Annotated in this window: 17 protein-coding genes; 8 read left to right on the plus strand and 9 right to left on the minus strand. The window is 76.3% G+C overall.

The genetic code is table 11. The features are described 5' to 3' along the window. The first annotated feature begins 62 nt into the window (after positions 1-62). Positions 63-1421 (plus strand): hypothetical protein, encoded by a 1359-nt coding sequence (locus IPO09_10680; protein MBK9517800.1) that lies wholly within the window; start codon positions 63-65, stop codon positions 1419-1421. 93 nt (positions 1422-1514) lie between these two features. Continuing rightward, on the plus strand, positions 1515-1856 hold the full coding sequence (locus IPO09_10685; protein ID MBK9517801.1) for a PilZ domain-containing protein: 342 nt from the start codon (positions 1515-1517) through the stop codon (positions 1854-1856). 10 nt (positions 1857-1866) lie between these two features. On the opposite strand, the gene IPO09_10690 is transcribed toward IPO09_10685, so the two are convergent. Genes IPO09_10690 through IPO09_10700 form a run of 3 tightly spaced genes read right to left on the minus strand, consistent with a single transcriptional unit; the run spans position 1867 to position 4969 of the window. Continuing rightward, complete coding sequence (locus IPO09_10690) at positions 1867-2499, minus strand: response regulator transcription factor (GenBank protein MBK9517802.1); 633 nt, start codon at positions 2497-2499, stop codon at positions 1867-1869. Next, positions 2496-4355, minus strand: a complete 1860-nt coding sequence (locus IPO09_10695; protein MBK9517803.1) for a GAF domain-containing protein — start codon at positions 4353-4355, stop codon at positions 2496-2498. Before IPO09_10695 ends, IPO09_10690 begins: the two co-directional genes overlap by 4 nt. Beyond that, a complete protein-coding gene (locus IPO09_10700; protein MBK9517804.1) occupies positions 4355-4969 on the minus strand; it encodes a hypothetical protein in 615 nt (204 codons plus the stop codon). The genes IPO09_10695 and IPO09_10700 overlap by 1 nt, the downstream gene beginning before the upstream one ends. Positions 4970-5055: 86 nt before the next feature. Between IPO09_10700 and IPO09_10705 the strand changes: the two genes are divergently transcribed. The 3 genes from IPO09_10705 to IPO09_10715 all read left to right on the plus strand — a co-directional run bounded on the left by IPO09_10705 (position 5056) and on the right by IPO09_10715 (position 7988). Then, positions 5056-5682 (plus strand): tetratricopeptide repeat protein, encoded by a 627-nt coding sequence (locus tag IPO09_10705; protein MBK9517805.1) that lies wholly within the window; start codon positions 5056-5058, stop codon positions 5680-5682. Positions 5683-5913: 231 nt separating this feature from the next. Then, the gene (locus tag IPO09_10710) at positions 5914-7317 is read left to right on the plus strand and encodes a DEAD/DEAH box helicase (protein MBK9517806.1); all 1404 of its coding nucleotides are present in this window, start codon (positions 5914-5916) and stop codon (positions 7315-7317) included. Between the two features lie 23 nt (positions 7318-7340). Continuing rightward, complete coding sequence (locus tag IPO09_10715) at positions 7341-7988, plus strand: methyltransferase (GenBank protein MBK9517807.1); 648 nt, start codon at positions 7341-7343, stop codon at positions 7986-7988. A 24-nt stretch (positions 7989-8012) separates the two neighbouring features. Here the strand turns inward: IPO09_10715 and ygiD are convergent, their stop codons facing one another. Next, complete coding sequence (gene ygiD, locus IPO09_10720; GenBank protein ID MBK9517808.1) at positions 8013-8783, minus strand: 4,5-DOPA dioxygenase extradiol; 771 nt, start codon at positions 8781-8783, stop codon at positions 8013-8015. Positions 8784-8948: 165 nt separating this feature from the next. Then, a complete protein-coding gene (locus IPO09_10725; GenBank protein ID MBK9517809.1) occupies positions 8949-9524 on the minus strand; it encodes a YceI family protein in 576 nt (191 codons plus the stop codon). A 101-nt stretch (positions 9525-9625) separates the two neighbouring features. On the opposite strand from IPO09_10725, the gene IPO09_10730 reads away from it, so the two are divergent. Next, positions 9626-10528: a LysR family transcriptional regulator gene (locus IPO09_10730; GenBank protein ID MBK9517810.1), complete on the plus strand. Its 903-nt coding sequence runs from the start codon at positions 9626-9628 to the stop codon at positions 10526-10528. 3 nt (positions 10529-10531) lie between these two features. On the opposite strand, the gene IPO09_10735 is transcribed toward IPO09_10730, so the two are convergent. Beyond that, the gene (locus tag IPO09_10735; protein ID MBK9517811.1) at positions 10532-10918 is read right to left on the minus strand and encodes a (2Fe-2S) ferredoxin domain-containing protein; all 387 of its coding nucleotides are present in this window, start codon (positions 10916-10918) and stop codon (positions 10532-10534) included. 310 nt (positions 10919-11228) lie between these two features. Here IPO09_10735 and IPO09_10740 point away from each other — a divergent pair, with 310 nt between their 5' ends. After that, positions 11229-12533 (plus strand): DUF58 domain-containing protein, encoded by a 1305-nt coding sequence (locus tag IPO09_10740; protein MBK9517812.1) that lies wholly within the window; start codon positions 11229-11231, stop codon positions 12531-12533. Positions 12534-12555: 22 nt separating this feature from the next. On the opposite strand, the gene IPO09_10745 is transcribed toward IPO09_10740, so the two are convergent. Both IPO09_10745 and IPO09_10750 read right to left on the minus strand, forming a co-directional pair. Further along, the gene (locus IPO09_10745; protein ID MBK9517813.1) at positions 12556-13809 is read right to left on the minus strand and encodes a hypothetical protein; all 1254 of its coding nucleotides are present in this window, start codon (positions 13807-13809) and stop codon (positions 12556-12558) included. A 1100-nt stretch (positions 13810-14909) separates the two neighbouring features. Then, on the minus strand, positions 14910-16130 hold the full coding sequence (locus IPO09_10750) for an MFS transporter (GenBank protein MBK9517814.1): 1221 nt from the start codon (positions 16128-16130) through the stop codon (positions 14910-14912). Between the two features lie 236 nt (positions 16131-16366). Here IPO09_10750 and IPO09_10755 point away from each other — a divergent pair, with 236 nt between their 5' ends. Continuing rightward, positions 16367-19129, plus strand: coding sequence for a DEAD/DEAH box helicase (locus IPO09_10755; protein ID MBK9517815.1), 2763 nt, complete (start codon positions 16367-16369; stop codon positions 19127-19129). 129 nt (positions 19130-19258) lie between these two features. Here the strand turns inward: IPO09_10755 and IPO09_10760 are convergent, their stop codons facing one another. After that, positions 19259-20284, minus strand: a complete 1026-nt coding sequence (locus IPO09_10760) for an outer membrane beta-barrel protein (GenBank protein ID MBK9517816.1) — start codon at positions 20282-20284, stop codon at positions 19259-19261. Positions 20285-20464: the final 180 nt, after the last annotated feature.

Genomic DNA, 20464 nt, shown 5'->3' on the forward strand with positions numbered 1-20464 from the left:
TGTAGGATGGCCGCCACCTCCCCATGACGACCACGGTCAGCTGCGTTCGATGCGGGACCACGGTGCCTCGCCCCGCGGACAAGCGCGCACGGTGTGCCGCCTGTGGGACCGCCCTGCCGCTCTTCGACGACGACCCGACCCTGAAGGTGCCGGACCTGCCGCCGCTGGCGCCGTTCTCGAGCCGGCTGCCGCCGCTGCCGGCGCCCGTGGGGGCCGATCGCTTCACCCAGAGTGAGATCCTGCCGGACCAGCTGCCCGCGCCGGAGGGCGGCTACGAGGACTTCACCCTCGAGCCGACCGGCGAGCGCGCCCTGGCGCCCGCCGCCGGGGCTCCCCCGCCGCCGGACGCCGGGAGCCCCGTGACCCCGCCCGAGTCCGCCGCGGCGGTGCAGCGGCGGGTGACGCCCATCGCCGCCATCGCCGCCCAGGCCAGGCCGGCGCCTCCGCCGGCCCCACCCCCCTCGGCACAGGCCTCGCCGCCCGGGTCCGCCGCGCCCGCCTCGGCGGGCCACGCCCCCACCTTCGCCGCCGCCCGCCAGCGCACCGGCGCCAGGCCGCCGGTGGCGCTCATCGCCGCCGGCCTGCTCCTGGTCGGGGGCGGCGCAGCCTACCTCCTGCTCTCCGATCCCGCCGGCGGTGGGCCTCGCCCGGCCGGTGCCTCCGCCGGCGCGCCCCCGACGCTGGGCGACCCGGTCGAGCCCGCCCCGCTGGTCGCCGCGCCCGCCTCGGCGCCGGCCGCGCCCCAGACGCGCCCCTCCCCGCCGGCCGCGGTGGTGCCCGCCGCACGCCCCGCCGCCCGGCCACCACCCCCGATCGCCCTTCCGGCCACGCCCCAGCCGCTGCGCCCCCAGCCGGTCGCCGCCGCGCGCCCCCCGGCCGCCCGACCCGCGCCGCCCCCCGCCGATCCCCGCCCGGCCTCGCTGGTCGCCGCGCTCGGCGCGCCACCGCCGCCCACGCTGGCCGGAGCGCCCGCGCCGGCCGCCAGCCCAGCCGCCAGCCCAGCCGCCAGCCCGGCCGCCGCGCCAGCCGCCGCGCCGGTCACCCAGCAGGCCCAGGCCCCCGCGGCCGTCCCGCCGCCGCCCCCCCCCGGCACCCAGCAGCGGGTGGTGGAGGTGCCGGCCGTGGCGCTGGCGGAGCCCCTGCGCAAGCCCCGCCTGGTGGAGCCGGGCTGCATCCAGCGGGCGCTCAAGCTGCCGCGCGATCTCTCGCTCCGGCCAGGCGAGGTCACCACCGCGAGGTTCGCGGTGGGCATCGACGGCGCGACGCAGGACTTCTCGCTGGTGGGCACCCCCTCCGACGCCCGCCTCGGCCCGGCGCTCTCCACCGCGCTGCAGCGGTGCCGCTTCGTGCCCGCCACCGACGGCCAGGGCCGCCTGATCCAGGTCTGGCTGACCATGCCGTTCCGCTTCGACGGCCAGTGACCGGGGCGCAGGCCTGGGCGGGGCACGGGGCGCCGCCGCCCGACGCTCCCGCCGGTTGACGCACCGGCGTCCGCTCCGCATAGAATCGCCTCCGTGCCGCCCCCCGAAGAAGAGCGCCGCTACGTCCGCTACGAGGTCCCCTTCACCGTGCACGTCAGCGCGGGCGGGCAGGTCCAGGTCTGCCAGGGCGAGGACCTCGGCGCAGGCGGCTGCCGGGCGGTGGTGCTCCACCCGCCGCAGCGTGGCCAGGAGGTGCACCTGCGGCTGCGCACCGATCGCATGGCCCTCGAGGTGAGCGGCCAGGCCACCGTGGCCTGGGCGCAGCGCGACCCGCCCTACCGCGTGGGGTTCGAGTTCTCGGCGCCGCTGGCCGAGAAGGCGGTGACGTTCATCCACGCGCTGCTGGGCCCGGTGCGGCTCACCCGGGCCGGCTGACCGGCCGCGCTCACTCCACCAGCTTGTGCTGCAGGGCGTAGCGGGTCAGCTCCACGTTGGTGGAGACGCCCAGCTTCTCGGCGATGCGCGCCCGGTAGGTGGCGATGGTCTTCTCCGACAGGTGGAGCTCGCCGGCGATCTCCTTCATGGTCTTGCCGCTGGCCACCAGCCGCACCACCTGCAGCTCGCGCCCCGAGAGCGCCTCGTGCGGCTCGCCGCGCAGCCCGCCGCCCAGCACCGCCGCCAGCCGCTCGGCCAGCGCCGCGGTGACGTACTTGCCGCCGTCCAGCGCCTTGCGGGCCGCCGCCACCAGCTCGTCGGAGGCGCTGCTCTTGGTGAGGTAGCCGGCCGCGCCGAGCCGGAGGCAGCGGACCGCGAACTCCTCCTCCGGGTAGCCGGAGAGGACCAGCACCGGGAGCTTGGGCCACTGCCGCTGCACGTCCTCCAGCACCTCCAGCCCGCTGCGCCCGGGCAGGTTGATGTCCAGCACCAGCAGGTCCCACCGCTCCTCCTGCAGCCGCGCCAGCGCCTCGGGGGCGGCGCTGGCCTCGCCGAAGGTCGCGCCCGGGAAGCCCTCGGCCAGCACCTGGCGCGTGCCGCGCCGCACCACCTCGTGGTCGTCGACCACCAGGATCCTGGTCATGTGGAGCCTCCCCCGCCGCCCGCCACCGGCAGGCGGGCCGTCACCACCGTGCCACGTTCCGGGCCGCGCTCGAAGCGGACCCACCCGCCCAGCAGGGTGGCGCGCTCGGTCATGCCGAGGAGGCCGAGGGTGTCCGGGCCCATGGCCGGCTCGTCCAGGCCGCGCCCGTCGTCCTCCACCCGCAGCACCAGCGCCCCTGGCTCGGCCCGCAGCGACACCACCACCACCCGCGCCTCGGCGTGGCGAGAGACGTTGGTCATGGCCTCCTGGCAGATGCGGTAGAGCGCGGTGGCCACCTCCGGCAGTGGCTCGGGGGCCCCCTCCTCCAGCTCGGCCCGGCACTCGATGCCGGTCCGCTCCTGGAACCGGCGCGCCTCCTGGCGCAGCGCCGGCGCCAGGCCGAGCCGGTCGAGCGCGCCCGGTCGGAGCTCGCTGGCGATGCGCTGCACCGAGATCACCGTCTGGTCCGCCAGCTCGGACGCGGCCACCGCCCGGTCGAGGAGCGCGCTGACCTGCTCCGAGGCCGGCAGCTCGCCCAGCCGGTTCTCCAGCCAGCGCAGGTCCATCTTGAGGCCGGTCAGCAGCTGCCCCAGCTCGTCGTGCAGGTCGCGGGCCATGCGGGTCTTCTCGTCCTCGCGCACCGTCTGCAGCCGGCCCGCCAGCGCCCGCAGGCGCTCGCGGGACTCGCCCAGGCGGGCCCGCTCCTCCACCAGCGCGGAGCGGGTGCGCAGCGCCACCACCCCGAAGGCCAGGTCGTCGGCCAGCTGCTGCAGGAGCCGCACCACCGGGTCGTCGAAGGCCCCGCGCTCGGCGGCGAAGAGCACCAGCACGCCCAGCCGCTCGCCGCCCACCGCCAGGGGCAGCGCGATGCAGGTCTCGACGCCGGCCAGCGGCACCTGGGCGCGCCAGGCGGCCAGCCGGGCGTCGCCCGCCAGGTCCTCCACCACGCAGGGCCTGCCGCTGCGCAGGGCCAGCCCGGCCGGGCCGCACGGCTCCGCCCCGTCGCAGCGGTCGAAGCACAGCCCCTGCGCCACCTCGGCGCCCTCGCCGTAGGCCGCCACCGGGTGGAGCGGCGCCTCCCCGCCGGGCGCCGCGCCGGCCCAGGCCAGCCGGTAGCCGCCGTGCTGCACCGCGATGCGGCAGACCTCGGCCATGAGCTGCGGCTCGCCGTCGGCCCGCACCAGCGCCTCGTTGACCGCGCCCAGCATGCGCAGCGCCGCGTTCATGCGGCGCAGCTCCTCCTTGATGGCCCAGGCCTGCGTCACGTCGCGGATGACGACCTGGACGGCCGCGACCCCCTCCACCACGAAGGTGGAGACGCCGACCTCGGCGCGGAAGGGCTCGCCGTCGAGGCGGCGCATGCGCCGCTCCAGCACCTGGGGGTACGGCCGCCCGGTCTCGGCGCGGGTGGTCCGATCCACCACCGCGGCGTGGTCCGCCGGGTCCACCACCGCCAGCATCGACAGCCCCACCAGCGCCTCGGCCGAGGGGGCGCGCAGCAGGCGCAGCGCCGCCTGGTTGGCGAAGACCATGGTGTGGTGCTCCAGGATGATGATGCCGTCCGGGGAGGACTCCACCAGGCCGCGCCAGCGCGCCTCCAGCCGCTCCAGGCGGCTGGCGGCGGCCTGCCGCGCCGCCAGCACCCTGCGCAGGCCGAGGTGCAGCAGGAGGGCCGTGAGCACCACGAAGCCCCAGCCCTTGACGACGGACCAGCGCTCGAACTCGGCGCGGTTGCGGACCACGGCGCCGAGGGCGTCGTCGGACACCACCACGTAGACGGCCGCCACCGCCGCATAGACGGCCGGGATCCAGAGGGCCGGCGAGGGGCGCCAGCCGGTGGGGGCGGGGCCGCGCATCAGCCGCCCCCGTAGGCCCCCGCCAGCACCGTGCCCAGCGTCCCCGCCTCGAAGGAGCGGGGGTCCACCCGCTGCAGCCGCCGCTCCTGCTCCCGGCTCAGCAGGTCGTGGTGGCGCAGGCCGTCCAGCCGCTCGGACAGGAGGGGCAGGGGCGCGTCGCGGTGCTCCCACCCCAGCCGGTCGAACTGGCGCAGCGAGAGCGGCGGCGAGAACTGGCGCAGCGTCTTCTGGCCCTTCAGGTTGAAGTAGGCCTCGAAGTAGGACAGCACCAGCTCGCGCAGGGTGCGGTGGATGGGCTCGCGGGAGCGCAGCCCGGCGAAGTTGGACTTGGCCACCGCCCCCCAGCACCCGTCCACCCGGTAGACGGCCAGCACGTGGTCGTCGTCGCGCACCGCCCGCAGGTCCACCAGGGCCGGCGGGTGGCCCAGCCGGCGCAGCGCCGCCGCGCCGAACAGGGCGCCGTCGAAGCAGTGCGCCCGGCGCTCCACCAGCACCTGCCGCGGGCAGACGGCGTCGCCCGCGGTGCGGTAGGCCAGGCCGTCCAGCCAGGTCTGGATCTTCTCGGGGGTGGAGAGCTTCCGGAAGGCGGCCAGCTCCCCTCGGGTCCAGGTCATCCTCGTTCCATACCAAGGGCGGCCGAGGTGTGCGATATTCCGCGGCCATTCCGGCGCCTGCGGGCGCCTGCCAGGAGGGCTTCACGATGGACAAGAAGATGGTCATGGGCGCGGTGGGAGGGCTCCTGGTCGGCCTGCTGGCCGGCTACATCATCGGCTTCGAGGTGCACGAGTCGAACGCGCGCCAGCTGGCGGTCGCGGGCGGGGCACCCATGGGGCAGCAGCCGCCGCCGGGCATGGGGCAGATGCCGCCCCCGGGCATGGGCCAGGCCCCCCTGCCCTCGCCGCAGCAGGCCGCCGACTTCCAGGCCCGCATCGACCTGAACCAGCGGCTGCTGGCCAAGGACCCCAAGAACGTCCAGGCCTGGGTCGCGCTCGGCAACGACTACTTCGACACCCGGCAGTTCCAGAAGTCGATCGACGCCTACGGCAAGGCGCTGGCGCTGCAGCCCAACAACCCGGACGTCCTGACCGACCAGGGCGTCATGTACGAGCAGACCCTGGAGTACGACAAGGCGCTGGCCAACTTCGAGCAGGCGCAGCGCATCGCGCCCAACCACGTCCAGAGCCTCTTCAACATCGGCGTGGTCTGGACCAAGAAGCAGGACGGGGCCAAGGCCGCCGCGGCGTGGAAGAAGGTCATCGAGGTGGCGCCGCAGAGCCCGCAGGCCGCCGACGCCCGGGAAGGGCTGGCCAAGCTGGGCGCCAGGTAGGCGCCGCCCGGCCGCGCCCGGAGCGCCGGCGCCGGTCCCTGGGAGGGGCCGGCGCGGCGGCGGGCCCGTGGCGCCGGGGGTGGGCTGGGTCGCGGGCGCGCCGAGGGCCGCGCCCATCGGGGGCACCCCGTCGCCAGGGGTGGCGGCGGGCCGCTGGCGTGCAATCCGCGGCCGGACCTGTTACGAACCCGCCCCCGCCCTGCACCGGCCGCGGACAGTCCGCCTGCCGTGGTGCGCCCCGAGGACCCTGTGACCACCTTCGCCGACCTGAAGCTCTCCGAGCAGTCCCTGCGCGCCCTCGAGCGCGCCGGCTTCGAGCACCCCACCCCCATCCAGGCCCGCGCCATCCCGCCGGCCCTGGAGGGCAAGGACGTCATCGGCGCCGCCGCCACCGGCACCGGCAAGACCGCCGCCTTCCTGCTGCCCATCATCGAGCGGCTGGCCGGCAAGGCCGGCACCCGGGCGCTGGTGCTGGCGCCCACCCGCGAGCTGGCCCTGCAGATCGGCGCGGAGCTGGAGCGCTTCGGCCACGGCCGTCACGTGCGCGGGGCGGTGGTCATCGGGGGCGTGGGCATGGGGCAGCAGACCATGGCCTTCCGGGACCGGCGCGAGGTGATCATCGCCACCCCGGGCCGCCTGGTGGACCACCTGCAGCAGGGCACGGCCAAGCTGGACCAGGTGGAGATCCTGGTCCTCGACGAGGCCGACCGGATGCTCGACATGGGGTTCAAGCCCCAGCTCACCCGCATCCTGGCTCGCCTCCCCAAGAAGCGACAGACCCTGCTCTTCTCGGCCACCATCGGCGGCGAGGTGGGCGAGTTCGCCCGCGTCAACCTGCACGCCCCGGTGGAGGTCTCGGTGGCCCGCAGCGGCACCACCGCCGCACGCGCCGAGCAGCGGGTCTTCCTCTGCTCCCAGGAGGAGAAGCCGGCCCTGCTGCTGGCGCTGCTGGCCCGGGACGACCTCTCCACCCTGGTCTTCACCCGCACCAAGCGGCGCGCCGACCGGGTGGCCAAGGGCGTGGAGCGGGCCGGGCACAAGGTGGCGCGCATCCACGCCGACCGCTCGCAGGGGCAGCGGCGCCAGGCGCTCGACGGCTTCAAGGACGGCAGCTACCGCGTGCTCATCGCCACCGACATCGCGGCCCGCGGCATCGACGTGGAGGAGATCGGCCACGTGGTGAACTTCGACCTGCCGCACGTGCCGGAGGACTACGTCCACCGGGTGGGGCGCACCGCGCGGGCCGAGGCCAGCGGCCTGGCGTCGGCCTTCTGCGCGCCGGAGGAGGGCGACCTGCTCAGGGCCATCGAGGCGCTCACCCGGGCCCCGCTCCCGCGGGCCGAGGTGCCGCGCGACGACGAGACCTTCGTGGCCGAGTGGGCGCGGGCCGCCGAGGGGCGGGTCCACCAGGGCGTGCCGCCGCACCGGCGGCCCGGGGCGGCCGGCCCGAGCCGCCGCCCCAGCGCGGCGCGCCAGCGGGGTGGTGGGCACAGTCACGGCCACAACCGGGGCGTGCACGCCGCCGCCGAGCCCCGCGGCGAGGGCGCTGCCCCGGCCGGCCGGAGCGGCGCCGGGGCGGCCCCGGCCCGCAAGCCGGTGACGCTGGGCACCTGGAAGCCGCCGCGGAAGCGCTGAGCCCGGTGCTCGATCCCGCCACCCTGGCCGCCTGGCGCGACCTCGTCCAGACCCGGACGGCGCCCGCGCCGGTGCCGCTGGTGCCGGAGGTCCTGACCTACCAGGCCACCGATCTCACGCCGCTGTGGCACGCCACCTCGGCCGAGCTGCGCCGCTACGACGCCTCGCCGTTCTGGGCCTTCCCCTGGGCCGGCGGCCAGGCGCTGGCGCGCCACCTGCTGGACCACCCGGAGCTGGTGCGCGGCCGCACCGTCCTCGACTTCGCCACCGGCAGCGGGCTGGTGGCCATCGCCGCCATCGCCGCCGGGGCGGCCAGCGTCCGGGCCACCGACCTCTCCCCCTTCTGCGAGGTGGTGGTGCCGATGAACGCGGCGCTCAACCAGGTGGTCCTCGAGGCCAGCCTGGAGGACCTGCTCGGCCGGCCGCTGCCCGGCGTGGAGGTGGTGCTGGCCGGCGACGTCTTCTACGAGCAGCCGCTGGCCGGGCGGGCCCTGGAGTGGTTCCGCCAGCTGGCCGCCGCGGGCGCGCTGGTGCTGGTGGGCGACCCGGGCCGCCTGTACTCGCCCCAGGAGGGCGTGGTGGAGCTGGGCGAGTACCAGGTGCCGGTGTCGATGGAGATCGAGGACCGGGCGGTGATGCGGACCTGGGTGGAGCGGGTGCTGCCGGCCTGAGGCGGCGCGGCTTGCGGGCCACCCTCAGGTGACCAGCACGGACCGCATCGACAGCGAAGCCATGTCGAACCCCTCCAGCGGCGAGGTCACCTGGCCGTCCTGGCCGGCCGCGCCGGCCACGTAGAGCAGCGGCAGGTAGTGGTCGGGCGAGGGGTGGGCCTGCCGCCCGGCCGGGCTGTCCAGCGCGTGGCCCAGCCAGGCGCCGTCCCGCTGGGCCACGGCGCGGGCCACGTCGGCGTCGAAGGCGGCCGCCCAGGCCGGGGTGGCGGTCTCGCCGCGGTGCCAGGCCCCGAAGGCGTGGCGCAGGTTGTGGGTCAGGTTGCCGCTCCCCAGGATCAGCACCCCCTCGTCGCGCAGCGGCGCCAGCGCCCGGCCCAGCGCCAGGTGCTCGGCCGGCGGGAGCGTGGCGTCGAGCGAGAGCTGGACCACCGGCACGTCGGCCCCTGGCCGGAGGTGGACCAGCACCGACCAGGCGCCGTGGTCGAGCCCCCGGTCCCCCACCACCGAGGCGCGGCGCCGGCCCAGCAGCCCCACCACCCGGTCGGCCAGCGCGGGGTCGCCGGGGGACGGGTACCGCACCCGGGAGAGCGCGTCGGGGAAGCCGGAGAAGTCGTGGATGGTCTCGGGCCGGGCCGTTCCGGTGGTGTGACTGCCCGCCACGAACCAGTGGGCCGAGACGGCCAGGATGGCCCGCGGCGCTGGCAGGGCGGCCGCCAGGGCGCGGAGGCCCCGGCTCCAGCGGTTGTCCTCCACGGCGTTCATCGGGTTGCCGTGGCCGACGAAGAGGACCGGCATGCGAGCGGGTGGCGGGTTCACGGTGGGGGCTCCGATGGGACGAAGGGGCGGGCCGGCGCACCGCGCCGATCCGCCCCTCCAGGATGGCGCGGCCGCGAGGGCCACGCCGGGTGATCAGGTGGCGCTGCGCCCCGGCCCCGGCTGGGACCCGCGGCGCCGACCCGCCTACTTCTTGGGCTGGTCCTTGGTGAGCTCGGCGTCGATCTGGATCTTCACCAGGTCGCTGACGATGGCGTCCGGGCCGTAGCTCACGCCGAAGTCCTTGCGGTTGATCTGGGTGGTGGCCGAGACGCCGCGCTTGGCGTTGCCCCAGGGGTCCTTCACCTCGGCGGTCGGGCCGGTCACGTCGAGCACCACCTGCTTGGTGACGCCCTTCATGGTCAGGTCGCCGGTGACCTTGAGGCCGCCGGTGGCCTTCTCCACCTTGGTGGACTTGAAGGTGATGGTGGGGAACTTGGCGACCTCGAAGAAGTCGGCGTTCTTGAGGTGGGCGTCGCGCTTCTCGTCCCGGGTGTTGACCGAGGCCACGTCGATGGTGGCCTCGACCCTGGACTTGGCGGGATCGGCCTCGTCGAAGACCACCACGCCCTCGGTCTTGCCGAACTCCCCGCGCACGTTGGAGATGAGCAGGTGCTTCACGGAGAAGGAGGCCTGGGAGTGGGCGCCGTCGATCTTGAAGGTGTCGGCGGCGAGGACGGGCAGGGCGAGCAGGGCGGCGAGGGCGGCGGTGAAGAGCTTCATTGGGTCTGACTCCTTGGTGACCGGGTGTGGCAGGTATTTGCGTACGTTCCCCGACCGGCGCAATCTCCAGTGGCGCACATCTCTGTTCCACTGGAGGAACGATGGACCTCGACCTGCTCTCCACCTTCGAGGCGGTGGCCCGCACCGCCTCCTTCTCCGGGGCCGCCCGCGAGCTGGGCCGTCCCAAGTCCTCGGTGAGCCGCGGCGTGGCCCGGCTGGAGGCCGACCTGGGCGTGCCGCTCCTCTTCCGCACCACCCGCCACGTCTCGCTGAGCGCCGCCGGCACCGCCCTGTACGACCGGATCACGCCGCTGCTCGCCTCGCTCCGCAGCGCGCTCAGCGAGATGCCGGAGCGCGAGGAGCAGCCCTCCGGGGCCCTGCGGGTGACGGCGCCGGTGGACCTGGGCGCGCTCTTCCTGGTGGAGGTGGCCACCCGCTACACCGCCCGCTTCCCCTCGGTCTCCATCGACCTGCACCTCACCGGCCAGGTGGTGGACCTGGTGGCCGAGGGGTTCGACGTGGCGCTGCGGGTGGCGCCGGGGCTGCGCGACTCGTCGCTGGTGGTCCGGCGGGCGGCGCCCATCCTGGCCCGACTGTACGCCTCGCCGGTCTACCTGGCCCGCCGCGGCACCCCGCGCACCGAGGCCGAGCTGGAGGGCCACGACTGGGTGGTCTTCCACGCCAGCCCGCAGCGGCTCAAGGTCCCCTCCCCCTTCGGGGCGCCAGGTGTGGGCACGGCCGGCCGCATCGCCTGCGACGACCTGCTCTTCGTGCGCGACGCGGTGCGGGCCGGCGCGGGGCTGGGCATGCTGCCCACCTTCGTGGCCGAGCCCGACCTGGCCGACGGCACGCTGGTGCGGGTGCTGCCCCGCTACGAGCGGGAGGCCGGGGCCCTGCACATCGTGACCCCGGCGTCGCGCCACCAGCCGCGCAAGGTGACGGCCTTCCGCGACCTGGTGCTCGAGCTGCTGCGGGCGCGCGGGATCGCGCCGCCGGCGGGGTGAGCCCTACTGCTGCGCCTGCTGCGCCGCCTGGAACGCCTTCATGCGGGCCCGGTGGGCCTGGAACTCGGCGCGCACCACCTCCATGTCCCGCTCCACCAGCCGCTCCACCGGGCGGCCGTGCCTGAAGTGCTGGCGCACGATCTCCGGCGCGGTCTCGGCGGTGACGCCGTGGTACCAGAGCCCCTCCGGGTAGACGATCATGTTCGGCCCGCGGCCGCACAGGCCGAAGGAGTCGCAGGTGGTGACCATCACCTCGTCGCCCAGCCCCTCGGCCGCGATGGCCGCCAGCAGCGCCGCCAGCCCCTCGGCCGCGCCGCGCGCGCCGCAGCAGGTGAGGCCACCGGGCTTCTGCTGGCGGCAGAAGAAGACGTGCAGGCGATAGGGTTCCATGGGCTCCTCCGGGAGTCCGAGTCTGGCGGGTGGAGGGGGGCCGGGTAAAGGGGTCGCGGTCGCGGTCGGGGTCGGGGTCGGGGTCGGGGTCGGGGTCGGGGTCGGGGTCGGGGTCGGGGTCGGGGTCGGGGTCGGGTCGGGGTCGGGGTCGGTCGCGGTCGGGGTCGGGGTCGGGGTCGCGGACTCCCGCACTCCCTCTCCCCCAGCCCGCTGGGGGAGAGGGCCGGGGTGAGGGGGCAACTGGGTTGACCGGCCGGGTCACCCGGGCGCCTCGTGGCCGTCGGGGACGCCCCCGGGTACTCTCCTTCCCGTGCCCGTCCCGACGCCGCGCGCCGTGCTGCTGCTGGCCCTCGGGCTGGCGCTGCCGCTGGTCGCCGGCACCGGCGGATGGGCGGTGGCGGCCCTGGTGGCCTACGACCTGGCGCTCCTGGCGCTGGTCTCCCTGGACGCACGGCGTGCGCCGGGGTCCGGGCAGCTGCACGCCAGGCGGACGCTGCGCGAGCCGCTCACCGCCTTCGCCGTGAACCAGGTCTGGCTGCACCTCACCTCCGCGGCCAGCCGCCCGGTGCGGGTGGACCTGGCCGACGCGCCGCCCCCCGGGTTCGACGCGGCCGGGCACCGCGCCCGGCTCACCCTGCCCGCCGGCGGCGAGGCCCGGCTGGCCTACCAGGTGACGCCGCGCAGCCGCGGGCGCCACGCCTTCGGGGACCTGCACCTCAGGGTCTCAGGGCCGCTCGGCCTGGCCTGGCGCCGCCTCACCCTCCCGCTGGCCGGCACCACCAGCGCCTACCCCGACCTGCGCGCCGCGGCCGGCCCCGCCGGCGGCGCCGTCCCCGAGGCCGGCCAGGCCCGCCACCGCGGCTGGCACGAGGGGCGCGAGTTCGCGGCGCTGCGCCCCTACGCCGCCGGCGACGACGTCCGCGCCATCGATTGGAAGGCCACGGCGCGCCGCGGAGCCCCGGTGGTGCGCGAGTGGCAACCGGAGCGCAACCAGACCGTCTGGCTCCTGGTGGACTGCGGCCGCCACCTGGCGGCGCGGCTGCCCGACGGCCGGACCAAGCTCGATCGGGCGGTGGACGCCGCGCTGGCCCTGGGGCGCGCCGCCGCGGCCCGCGGCGACCGGACCGGCGCCATCCTCTACGGCGCGGAGGTCGAGCGGGTGGTGCCGCCGGAGGGCGGCCGCACCCGCCTCGGGCCGCTGGCCGAGGCGCTCCACCTGGCTCGGGCCCGACCGGTGGAGTCGGACCTGGGGGCGGCCTTCGAGGCGCTGGCGGCCCGGCAGCGGCGGCGGGCGCTGGTGCTGATCTTCACCGACCTCTCCGACCCGGAGGCCAGCGCCCTCCTGCTGGCCCGCGCCGCGCTGCTCAGGCGGCGCCACCTGGTCCTGGTGGCGGCGGTCTCCGACCCGGCGGTGGTGGAGGCCGCGCAGGCCCGCCCGCGCGACCAGGAGGCGGCCTTCGTGCGGGCGGCCGCCGAGCGGCTCCTCGACGAGCAGGAGGCCACCTCGGCGCGCCTGGTGGCGGCCGGCATCGCCGTGACCAGGGTGGCGGCCGCCGGGCTGGCGGCGGCGGTGGTGGAGCGCTACCTGGACGTGAAGGCGCGCGGCGCGCTGTAGGCGCGCCGCCCCGGGACGCCGCTCAGGGCCCCTGCGCCCCCAGCACCAGCGGGATCCGCAGGCCGACCGGCTCACCGTCGAACGGCGGGAAGAGGAGGCGGCTGGCGACGCGGCGCAGGCAGGCGCCCAGCGGGGACTGCTCGACGTCGGGCTCGTCCACCTCGGAGGTCTCCACCAGGCCGCCCGGACCGACCGCCACCAGGAGGCCGATGCGGCGCCCCACCAGCGCCTGGCCACCCGCCTCCCCGAGCGCCGACTGGACGCAGCGGTCGAACGGGACGCGCAGGCGGCCCACCGCGGTCTGCACCGCCGCGGGCGAGAGGGCCCGGCCCGCGGCAGGGATGGCGATCCGGCTGGCAGGCGGCGTGGGCGCCGGCGCGGCCGCGGCCGGCGGGGCCGGGGCGGCCGGCGCCGGGGCAGGCGCGGCGGCGGGCGCCAGGGCCGGGCCGGGCGCGGCCTCGAGGCCACCAGCCGGAGCCGCAGGCGACGTGGCCGGACCCGCGACGGCGCCGGCGGCGAGCCCCGGCTGCGGCGGCGACGGGGCCTGGGGGAGCGCGGCCGGTTCGGCGCCGGCGGCCTCGAAGAGCGGCTCCGGCGCCTCCTCCGGGGCGCCCTCCTCCAGCGCGGCCACCTCGCCCGCGGTCGCTGCGCCGGTCCTCTGGTCGGGGCGGCGCTGGCCTGTCCGCCTGGTGGGGCTCGCCGCGCCGGTGGCCCGGGCGGGCTGCCTCGCGAGCTCGGCGGGCGCGGGCGCCGCAGCGCCGTCGGAGGCTGGCGCCCCGCCCTGCCGATGCGTGGCGGGGTCGGCGGACCTGGTCGCGGGCTCTGGCGGCCGGACCAGCGGCGTGACGGGCGGAACGACTGGCCTGGCCACCGCGGCGGTCGGCCGGCGCTCCGGCAGCCCAGGTGATTCCCACGGCCTGACCAGCGCCAGGACGGCGGCCGCGGCCAGGCCCACCCCGGCCACCAGGGCCCACCCGCCCCGCCGCCTCGGCTGGGCCGCCGTGAACACCGGGGCCTGGGTCGCCCTGGCCCGGATGGCGTCGGCCATGGGCTGGAGCCCCGCCAGGTCGGGAGGGAGCGCCGCCGACGGCCCGCCGCCGCCGAGGGACACGGCGCCTGGGCGCGGCCCCGGCCTGGCCGCCGCCACCCCGGCAGGCACCCGGTGGTCGGTAGGGTCGGTCGCGGCCGCGCGGACCTCGCCGAGCGGCCCGGTCGACTGGACGACGGGGGGGCGCGCCAGCGGGTGCTGCCCGGTGAGCTCGAGGTCGATCTCCACCGTGGGCTGCGGCCCCGCGCCGACAATGGGCGGCGGAAGACCGTGGCGCGACGACCCCTGCCAGGCGCCGGAGGTCCCGGTCGCGGCCGGGCTCGGGGGTGCGCCGGCGCTCGCGCGAGGCTGGCCGGCCAGGCCGGGGATCTCGGGCAGCGCGGGCAGGACGGGAGCCGCGCCCAGGGGCGCCCCGGCGGGCGCGGCCTCGGGCGCAGGGGGCGGGCCAGGAGGGACCGCGGCGGTGGCGCGCGGAGCCCCGCTGGCCACGCTCGATGCGGTGGCCGGCGGGGCGGCCGAGGGACCGCCCGGTGGCATGCCTGGTGGGACGGCGGCCGGAGCGCCCGGCTGGGCGCCTGGCGCTGGCGCCGCCACGGCGCCAGGTGGCTCCCCCTGGGGAACGCCCTGGCGCACGCCCGCCGGGGAAGCGGCCGGAGCGCCCGCCGAGGGCGGCGTGGCTCGAGGTGCGGCTGGACTTCCCCGTGGGGTAGCCCCGCCGGATGGCGGCGGTGAGGCGGCCGTCGAGCCGCCGGCGGACAGCGGCCGGGTGGCGGGAGGAGGCAGCGCCACCGGCCGCGTGGTGTCGAGCATGGGCGGCTTTGGAAGCGTCGCACCCAGCCTGGCGCCGCCGGTCCGGTGCTGCCCCATGGGCGGGGGGGGAGCCCGAGTCGGGGCCGGGGCCGGCGCCGTGCCGGGCGGCGGCGGCGCGGCCACCGAGGAAGGGCCCGGTGGCTGCGCCAGGGTCGGCCCGTCGGCAGGCCGCGGCGCCGACGGACGCGGGGCGACCTTCCACGCGCCGGACGTCTCCGCCGCGGCCGTCCGTGGTGCGGCCGGTCGCGGGGCAACCTTCCACGCGCCGGACGTCTCCGCGGCGGCCGTTCGTGGCGCCACCGGTCGCGGATCGGTCGGACGCGCCGCGGGCGCCTCGCCGGCGGACGGTCGCGGCACGGGCGGCAGGCCCACGCCCAGGCCGCCGCGCACCGGGGTCTGCACGTGGATGACGTTCCCGCAGTGGCAGCGGTACCGGTACACGAGTCCAGGCTGCGGCTCAGCCGAGCTGGAGAACTTCTTGCCGCACCGGTCGCAGGCGAATCTCACGCCGTACCAGCCTACCCCAGCCTGGCCGGAACCGGGCTGGCCCCGTCGAGGCGGGCGGCCTCCCTTCGGGCCAGGGCCCTGGTGACCGCCCACAGCAGCAGCGGCAGCGCCAGCGCCACCCCGGTGGAGAAGAAGGCCAAGGAGCGCATCCCCTCGAGCCGGCCGGACGGGGCCACGGACAGCACCTGCGTCGAGAGCGCCGCCCCGCTGGCGCTGGCCAGGTGCTGCACCGCCGACTGGGTGGACATGAACCGGGCCCGCTGCGCCGGCGAGGGGACCCGGGAGGCCAGCGTGTTCATCGACACGCTCCGCAAGGAGTTGCCGATCATGAAGCAGGCGAAGGCCACCATCACCGGCAGCCAGGGCGGCGGGTAGGCGAAGGCCAGCAGCAGCACCGCCACGAAGACCGCGGTGCCCAGGGCGGCCACCGGCGGCGCGCCCACCCGGTCGACCCAGCGCCCCGCCACCCGCAGCACCAGGAACGACACCGCCCCGCCGGCCATGTAGAGCGCCCCCAGGTCGTCCCGCGGGTAGCCCAGGTTGAGCTGGAGGTGGGCCGCGATGTTGGGGACGATGGCGAAGCCCGAGAGCATGGTCGCCGCGGTGGCCGCCAGCGACAGCAGCGCGGCCGGCTGGCGCAGGAGCTCCCAGGCCCCGCCAGGCAGGGCTCCGGCCGCCCGGTCCAGGTGGGCGGTCATGGGCGGCATGACGAGGAGCGCGGCGCCCGCCACCAAGAGCCCCAGGCCCGCCACCGCGAAGAACGGCAGCCGCCAGCCGCCCAGGTGCGCCAGCTCCAGGCCGGCCGGCACCCCCAGCACCGAGGCCACCGAGAAGGCGCCCATGACCGCGCCCAGGGCCTTGCCGCGCCGCTCGGCCGGCACCGCGTCGGCCACGATGGAGAGCGACAGCGAGGTGGCCGGCCCACCGAAGGCGCCGGCCGCCACCCGCGCCAGCACCATGGTGGGCAGGCCGGTGGCCAGGCCGCCGGCCGCGGTGGCCACCACCAGCCCCAGCATGGCGGTGGCCAGCGCCTTGCGGCGGTCGAAGCGGTCCAGGAAGGTGGCCCCGGCCAGGCCGGCCAGGGCCGCCGAGGCCGTGTAGGCGCCGCCCACCAGCCCCAGCTGGGAGGCCGGGATGCCCAGCCCGGCCGCGAAGTCCGGCCCGAGCGGCATCACCATCATGAAGTCGAGGACGTTGACGAACTGCACCGCCCCCACCAGGAAGAGCAGCATCCGCTCGGAGGTGGTGGGGCGCACCGGTCACTTCTAACCCGCGGCCCGCCCGGGTGCCGCGGGCACCTCTTCCACGTTCCCGTGGGATCCGGTTGCTGCTAGAGTCCCACGCGCGGGTATCGAGAGATACCGCCTCGCCCGGGTGGCCGGGGGGGCAGGCAGTCCGTGCAGCACTGGGGTCGGTGGGCTGGCGCGGCAGCGGAGCGCCAGCAGGGGTCGGTCGGGAGGCGGGTCGGATGGGCGTGGGGTCGGTCGTGCTGTCGCGCGCGCAGGGCCAGCGGCCCGCGGCGCTGACCAAGTTCCACCAGCGGGTGGCCGCGGAGGTCCTGACCGCCAGGTCGGGCTCCGGCGCCTCGCGCCTCGCGCCCGCGCTGGCCCACTCGGCCGTCGACCTCAACCCGCACCAGATCGAGGCCGCCGCCTTCGCGCTGGCCTCCCTGCCCACCGGCGGCGCCGTGCTGGCCGACGAGGTGGGCCTCGGCAAGACGGTGGAGGCCGGCCTGGTGCTGGCCCAGCTGGCCGCCGAGGGGAAGGCCCGGGCCGTCATCCTGGTGCCGGCCACCCTGCGGGCCCAGTGGCGCGACGAGCTCTCCAGCAAGTTCGGCCTGGACGCCGACGTCATCGACGGCGACACCTGCCGCGCCGCCGAGAAGCAGGGCCTCCGGACCAATCCCTTCGACACCGGCGGCATCGTCATCTGCTCCCACCAGTTCGCCGCCGGCCGCGCCAGCGAGCTGGAGCGGGTGGCCTGGGACGTGGCGATCATCGACGAGGCCCACCGCCTCCGCAACGCCTACCGCAAGGACCACCGCACCGGCCAGGCGCTGCGCCGCGGGCTGCGCCGCTGCCCCAAGCTCTTGCTCACCGCCACGCCGCTGCAGAACGACCTGATGGAGCTGCTGGGGCTGGCCTCCTTCATCGACGACGCCCTGCTCGGCACCGAGGAGACCTTCCGGCTGCAGTACGCCACCGGCGAGCTGACCGAGGAGAAGGCGGCCGACCTGAAGGCGCGCCTGGCCCCGGTGGTCATCCGCACCCTGCGCCGCCAGGTGCGCGAGTACGTCAAGTACACGGCGCGCCGCTCCATCGTGGAGGACTTCGCCCCGTCGGCCGACGAGCAGGCGCTCTACGACCGGGTCTCCGAGTACCTGCGGCGCGAGGACACCCACGCGGTGCCGGCGGCGCGGCGGGCCCTCTTCGTGCTGGTCTACCGCAAGATCCTGGCCTCCTCCTCCTTCGCCCTGGCCGCCACGCTGGAGCGGCTGGCCGACTCGCTGGACGCCAAGCTGGCCGGCGCCGAGTGCACCGCCCAGGCCGACCTGCTGCTGGAGCTGGACGGCTTCTCCGAGGAGGCCGAGGAGCTCTTCGACGAGGCCACCCCCTCGCGGCCGCGCGGCTCGGCGGTGGTGCGCCAGATGACCTCCGAGCTGGAGGAGCTGCGGGACTGCGCCCGCCTGGCCCGCACCATCAAGAAGAACGCCAAGGGCGACGCCTTGGTGCGCGGCCTGGACCGCTGCTTCACGGTGGCCAAGGCCTGCGGCTGGCCCGAGAAGGCGGTGGTCTTCACCGAGTTCCGCCGCACCCAGGACTACCTGGCCAGGCTGCTGGCCTCGCGCGGCTACCTGGTCACCTGCCTCTCCGGCGACGTCTCGGGCACCGAGAAGCGCGCCGCCCTGGTGGAGGAGTTCCGCAACCAGAGCCAGATCCTGCTCATGACCGAGGCCGGGGCCGAGGGGCTCAACCTCCAGTTCTGCAACCTGGTGGTCAACTTCGACCTGCCCTGGAACCCGCAGCGGGTGGAGCAGCGCATCGGCCGCTGCCACCGCTACGGCCAGCAGCGCGACGTGCTGGTGCTCAACTTCCTCAACCGCGCCAACGCCGCCGACGCCCGGCTCTACGACCTGCTGGCCCAGAAGCTGGCCCTCTTCGACGGCGTCTTCGGCTCCTCCGACGAGATCCTGGGGGCGCTGGGCAGCGGCATCGACTTCGAGAAGCGGGTCCTCGACATCTACCAGTCGTGCCGCTCCGGCGAGGAGATCGACACCGCCTTCGCCAAGCTGCGCGGCGACATGGACGGCCGCATCACCGCCCGGCTCACCGCCGCCCGCACCCTGCTCTTCGAGCGCTTCGACGGCGAGGTGCGCGGCCGGCTGCGCATGTCCGAGCAGACCGCCAAGGAGGCGGTGGCCCGCCGCGACGCCGACGAGGAGGCCCTGCTGGACGCCGCCTTCGAGGACGCCCCGGCCGACCTGCCGGCGGCGCGCCAGCGCGAGCTGGGGCGCGGCTCGCGCACCCGCCGGGCCAAGCTGCTGAGCGAGGCGGCCGCGGTGGTGCGGGCCCGCCCGCACGAGGCGGTCTCGCTGCTGCAGGTGCCGGACGGCGCGCTGCCGGCCCGGCTGGGCAAGCTGGCCGGCCGCGAGGGCTGGTGGTTCGCCTACAAGTTCGCCATCGACTCGCTGGTCTCCGAGGAGCGGGTGGTCCACCTGGTCCTGTGGTTCGACGGCGAGCGGTTCCGCGCCCTGCCGGAGGACGAGGCCGACGAGTTCGCCGCCCTGCCGGCCGGGGAGGCCCGCGGCGGCCCGCGCGGCGCCACCGTCTCCATCGGCGGGGCGCAGGAGGAGGCGCTGGCCGCCCTGCACGCCCGCCTGCTGGCCGGGGTGCAGGAGCGCTCCGGCGCGGCCTTCGACGAGTCGCGCGAGCGCTGGGACCGCATGGTGGAGGACGCCCTGATGGTGCCGCGCGCCGCCCTGGAGACGGTGCGCACCGCCTGGATCAAGGCGCGGGCCGCCCTGCACGACAAGGGCGACCTCTCGCTGCGCGACCGGCGCGGCCTGCTGGAGCGGGCCGAGCGCGAGTACCGCCGCAAGCTCGACGAGCTGCGCGCCACCGAGGCGCAGCGCTACGCCGAGCGCGACCGGGCGGTCACCGAGCTGAAGCGCAAGGCCGAGCCGAAGGAGAAGCGCACCCTGGTGGCCACGGCCTACTGGCGCTGCGGGTAGGCGCCCGGCGGTCCGGCGGATGCCGGCCCCCTCCCCGCCGGCGCGCCGCCGACCGGCGGCGCAGGGCCCAACGAAGAAGGCCCCGGCGATCGCTCGCCGGGGCCTCGTCGCTTCAGGTGGAGCGGGAGGCTAGAACCAGGCCAGCGCGCCGACCGTGAAGGTGGCCAGCGAGTCGTCGGCGCCGTAGATCGCGGTGCCAGCCTTGTCGTAGCGGACCTCGGCCTTCAGGACGGCGTTGGAGCCGACCGCGTAGTTGGCGCCGACCGTCAGGCTGAGCGCGTCCTCGGCCAGGGCGTCGACGGCGTCGGTGGCGGAGAGGCGCAGGCCGTCCTTGTCGCTGTAGTACTCGAAGCGGCCAACCAGCTCCAGGCCGCCCTCGAGCGCGAACTTGCCCCACAGCCCGGCGCCGAAGAAGTCCGAGGAGCCGAGCGTGCCGTAGTCACCCTGCAGACCGATGGAGAGCGCGTCGTAGCCCTGTGAGGCCACCACGTCCACCTGGAAGGCGTCCTCGGTCGAGACAGGATCCTTGGAGACCAGGACGTTGACCGCCGCGAAGGTGGCGTCCTTGGTGTAGCCGAGCGAGGCGATGCCGGTCTTGTACGGCGAGCCCGAGGCGCCGAGATCGTTGGCCCAGAGGTCAGACCCGTTGGCGATGGTGCCGGTCAGGGTCAGGGTCTCGCTCAGCGGCAGGGCGACCCGGACGCCTTCGTGGGCCGTCGGCACGGCGAAGTTGAAGAGCAGCCCCTTCGAGTAGAGCCAGTTGGCGTTGCCGTCGAAGACCTCGAAGCCGGCCGGCGTGTAGAAGCGACCGGCGTCGACCGTGACGCTGCCGAACTTCATGCTCACGTAACCCTGCTGCACCAGGATGTCGCCGACGATGGCGCCCTGCTTGCCGGCGCCGAGCTCGAGCTTCAGGGTGGCCGGGCCCGCCTCGGCGGTGGACGCCAGCTTGGCGTAGTTCAGGTTGAAGCCGGTGGCCGACGAGTAGGCGCCGGCGCCGGCCGTCGGGCTGGAGAGCGACTGGCCCTGGGTCAGGTTGAGCGTGTAGTACGAGTCGACGAGGCCACTGAAGGTGACCTTTGGCGCGTCGGCGGCGGAGGCCAGGGCCGGCGAGAGCAGCAGGGCGGCGAGTACGGACTTGGTGAGGCTGGACAAGTGGTGACCCCTTTCGTGTGGATGCGTTGCGAGACGTGGGGCTGGATCGCACACGGCGTGCCAACCCCCCTACGGCCTCCGAGGCCGCGAACCTTCACTGCACGATTCTCGGGCACCCTACCGCCGCCCGGGCGAGCAATCACCTTTCTTGTCGGGCCTCCCTCCACCTCGGGTGCCAGG

The sequence above is a fragment of the Anaeromyxobacter sp. genome, assembly GCA_016718565.1.
Classification (GTDB): Bacteria; Myxococcota; Myxococcia; order Myxococcales; family Anaeromyxobacteraceae; genus JADKCZ01.

Bases quoted from the DNA above. Each gene is read 5' to 3' on its own strand.
- IPO09_10725 (MBK9517809.1), bottom strand. From the start codon at position 9,524: ATGAAGCTCTTCACCGCCGCCCTCGCCGCCCTGCTCGCCCTGCCCGTC.
- ygiD (MBK9517808.1), bottom strand. From the start codon at position 8,783: ATGCCGGTCCTCTTCGTCGGCCACGGCAACCCGATGAACGCCGTGGAG.
- IPO09_10695 (MBK9517803.1), bottom strand. From the start codon at position 4,355: ATGCGCGGCCCCGCCCCCACCGGCTGGCGCCCCTCGCCGGCCCTCTGG.
- IPO09_10755 (MBK9517815.1), top strand. From the start codon at position 16,367: ATGGGCGTGGGGTCGGTCGTGCTGTCGCGCGCGCAGGGCCAGCGGCCC.
- IPO09_10730 (MBK9517810.1), top strand. From the start codon at position 9,626: ATGGACCTCGACCTGCTCTCCACCTTCGAGGCGGTGGCCCGCACCGCC.
- IPO09_10750 (MBK9517814.1), bottom strand. From the start codon at position 16,130: ATGCTGCTCTTCCTGGTGGGGGCGGTGCAGTTCGTCAACGTCCTCGAC.
- IPO09_10690 (MBK9517802.1), bottom strand. From the start codon at position 2,499: ATGACCAGGATCCTGGTGGTCGACGACCACGAGGTGGTGCGGCGCGGC.
- IPO09_10705 (MBK9517805.1), top strand. From the start codon at position 5,056: ATGGACAAGAAGATGGTCATGGGCGCGGTGGGAGGGCTCCTGGTCGGC.
- IPO09_10735 (MBK9517811.1), bottom strand. From the start codon at position 10,918: ATGGAACCCTATCGCCTGCACGTCTTCTTCTGCCGCCAGCAGAAGCCC.
- IPO09_10700 (MBK9517804.1), bottom strand. From the start codon at position 4,969: ATGACCTGGACCCGAGGGGAGCTGGCCGCCTTCCGGAAGCTCTCCACC.